The following is a 228-nucleotide window of genomic DNA, read 5'->3' as shown; positions in this document are numbered from 1 at the left end:
GAACAGCGTATTGCGCATCGAGGCGGCGATCTGCCAGAAAACCTCCTGGCCACGCGAGGTGGTGCCGAGCCAGTATTCGGCCGAAGGCGGCATGTCGGGCGCGACGACATAGATCGCATTCTCGTCATAGGGCGAGAAGAACGATGCCGCGATCAGCGCCAGGATGATAGAGATCAGGATGGTACCGAGCAGGAACTCCTTGTTGTAGCGCAGCAGGTCTCTGAGGAC

General features: G+C 59.6%; 1 pseudogene. It reads right to left on the bottom strand.

The annotated features are described in order from the left end of the window. Positions 1-228, bottom strand: a pseudogene (locus AF337_RS04340) (ABC transporter permease); the annotation flags it as partial.

This window comes from Rhizobium ecuadorense (genome assembly GCF_001187535.1).
Classification (GTDB): Bacteria; Pseudomonadota; Alphaproteobacteria; order Rhizobiales; family Rhizobiaceae; genus Rhizobium; species Rhizobium ecuadorense.
Note: the sequence above shows the minus strand (reverse complement) of the source record. Positions and strands in the feature narration are given on the sequence as shown.